This window comes from Azospirillum formosense (assembly GCF_013340925.1).
GTDB classification, from domain to species: domain Bacteria; phylum Pseudomonadota; class Alphaproteobacteria; order Azospirillales; family Azospirillaceae; genus Azospirillum; species Azospirillum formosense.
Genome location: NZ_WHOR01000442.1, coordinates 1 through 2,520, shown reverse-complemented (window position 1 = coordinate 2,520; position 2,520 = coordinate 1). Strand labels below are relative to the sequence as shown.

Here is a 2,520-nt window from a genome sequence, read left to right as displayed (position 1 = left end):
ACCCTCACCCGCCCGCTGTCGCGGGCACCCTCTCCCGGGGCGGGAGGGGGGGTGGATGGCCCCTCAGCGCTTGCCCTTCTTCCCCTGGATGCTGGTGATCTGCTGCGAGGCAAAGTTCCCCTGGCCCATGGCGGCGTTGAAGGCGGTGCCGACGTTGTTGAACTGGATACCGCCGCTGGCCAGCGCCGCGGGCAGATGCGGCAGCGGGCCGAAGTTGCTCATCACCGGGTCGAAGAAGCCCTCCGGCGGCGGGCCGCCGTTGCCGGTGGTCACGCCCGGCTGGGGCTTCGGTGCCGGAGCCTTCGCCTGGACCGGGGGCGGAGCCTGCGCCGGAGCGGGCGCTTGACCGACGGGAGCCGGCGCGGCCGCCTGCTCCGCGACACCACCAGAGACACCGCCACCGCCGGCCGACCCGTCGCCGCCCTGGATGACGTACTGCTCCGTCACGTTGCTGTCGCCGAAGGACAGGGCCAGCGAGCTGTCGAAGTTGTTCACGATGAAGGGCGCGTCGATGAAGGTGAAGTTCGGCACGATGGGTTCCGGCGGCGGCTGGCGGCTGGCGGCCAGCGCCTGCCCCTTGTTGAAGCCGCCCAGGAAGCCGGCGTCGCCGCGGATCTTGGCGATGGCCTGCTGGTGCGTCGCCTGACGGCTGACGTTGGGGTTGGTCACCGTCGCTCCGGGAGGCGCACCGCGCCGGACGGCGTTGACGAAGACGGGCTGGCGCGGCAACAGGGGCGGCATTCCCATTCCCATGCCCATCGACATGCCGACCGCCGCGCCCAACTGCGGGTTGACGGAGAAGCCGCCCGCATCCTGGGCGTCGGCGGTTCCGCCCAGCAGCGCCCGGGCGGCGAGGCCGGACAGCAGCGGCGCGAAGCGGCGGATGCGGATCATGGCGGAGGCTCCTCTGTTCGGCGGTGTGCGCTGATCCTAGGGCGGCCGGGCGGGGAGCCGCTGTGAGGCGGACCACAGGGGGCGCGTTTTATGCCGCGGCGCTTTACGCCTCTTCCTCAAAAGGGAAGTTTTTGCCGAAGGGGTGATCGGGCATCGGGGCGGCCTGCGGGGGCATCGGCGGCATCGGCATCGGCTTCAGGTCGGGCTGAGACGGGCCGCGGCGGCAGGCGGTATGGCCGTTGACGGTCTCGCAGGTCAGCGCGCCCGGCCCGGTGACGCAGGTCGTCCGGTCGTTGACCGTCTGGCACGACAGCGAGCCCGAGCCGCGGCTGCACACCGTCTTCCCATTGACCGTCTGGCAGGCGAGGTTTTCGGCGGCGGCGGTCTGCGGGGTTCCGGCCAGCGTCAGGATGGCGGCAAGCGCACCGAAGACCGGCAGGGCGAAGCGGAGCATTGCGGCAGTCCTCCCATGAGGAATCCGGAAAGGGGCGCCGCCTTGCGGATCGGCGGCGCCGGTTGGGGTTGATCACTGGGCCTTGAGCTATTGGGCCTTCAAACCGAACAGGTTCTGCCCGGCGGCGTTGCCGATGCCGGCGGCGACGTTGGTCGTCACCCCGACGTTGGTGTCGAGCAGGCCGCCCTTGCCGAAGCCGAAGGTGACGCCGGTGACGTTCTGCTTGGCCTTGTTGCCGATGCCGGCGGCGACGTTGGTGGCGACGCCGACGTTGGTGTTCACCAGCGACCCGCCGGTGCCCTGCTGCATGGTGAAGACGTTCTGCTTGGCCTTGTTGCCGATCCCCGCCGCTAGGTTCGTCGCGACACCGACGTTGGTGCTGGAGAGGGAGGGCGCCGCGGCGAAGGGGCTGCCGAAGCCCGGCTGCATCATCATCGGGTTGACCGGCATGCCGCCGGTCTTGAGATCGTTGGCGAAGGCGTGGGGGGCGGCGAGCAGCGTGGTGGCAGCGACGGCGATCAGGGTCAGGCGGCGCATGGGCTGGGTCTCCTCCGGGATGTGGGGCCGTGTGTGGCTCGATGTCCGTGGAGGAGAGGGTAGGCGGATGCCGCCCCCGCCGCTGTGGCCTGGGCCACAGTCGGGGCGTGATTCGGGTGGCCTGTGGGAAGTCTTGCCCCCTCCCTAACCCTCCCCCGCTTCGCAGGGGAGGGGACTGCCGCTGCTTCGCGGAAAATCTCCCTCCCCTGCGAAGCGGGGGAGGGCCGGGGAGGGGGCAATCATGCGCTCAGCGCGCGTGCTGGTCCAGGAACTGACGGCAGGAATCGAAGTCCTGGAGCACCGTGTCCGACAGTTCGACGCCCTTGCGGTCGGCAAGGCTGCGGGCGAAGGCGACCATTTTGTCCGTCGGTGCCTTGCGCCGTGTCCCACTCGACGGTGCGGCGGGCGGCGGCGGAGCGGCGTCGGCGACCGGAGCGATCGAGTCGAGAACCTCCGGCGCGGCCTTCGCCTTGCGGCTGCGGCGGGGCTTCTTCGGCGCTTCGCCGTCCACGCCGACCGCGGTCTTGCGCGTGCGCGGCGCCGCTCCGGCGGCGCGCGGGCTGGCGGAACGGCGCCGCCCGACTCCCCGCCCGGCGCGGATCGGGCCGCCGCGCACGCCGAGGTCCACCGCCGGC

3 protein-coding genes and 1 pseudogene are annotated in these 2,520 nt (G+C 71.5%); all 4 read right to left on the bottom strand.

Annotated elements, in window-relative coordinates; all coding sequences use genetic code 11:
• Positions 1 to 63: 63 nt before the first annotated feature.
• The gene (locus GBZ26_RS28755) at positions 64 to 894 is read right to left on the bottom strand and encodes a hypothetical protein (RefSeq protein WP_174441717.1); all 831 of its coding nucleotides are present in this window, start codon (positions 892 to 894) and stop codon (positions 64 to 66) included.
• Positions 895 to 997: 103 nt separating this feature from the next.
• The gene (locus GBZ26_RS28750; protein ID WP_174441716.1) at positions 998 to 1,348 is read right to left on the bottom strand and encodes a hypothetical protein; all 351 of its coding nucleotides are present in this window, start codon (positions 1,346 to 1,348) and stop codon (positions 998 to 1,000) included.
• 87 nt (positions 1,349 to 1,435) lie between these two features.
• Positions 1,436 to 1,885, bottom strand: a complete 450-nt coding sequence (locus tag GBZ26_RS28745; protein WP_014240906.1) for a hypothetical protein — start codon at positions 1,883 to 1,885, stop codon at positions 1,436 to 1,438.
• Between the two features lie 247 nt (positions 1,886 to 2,132).
• A pseudogene (locus GBZ26_RS28740) lies at positions 2,133 to 2,520 on the bottom strand (DNA topoisomerase III); the annotation flags it as partial.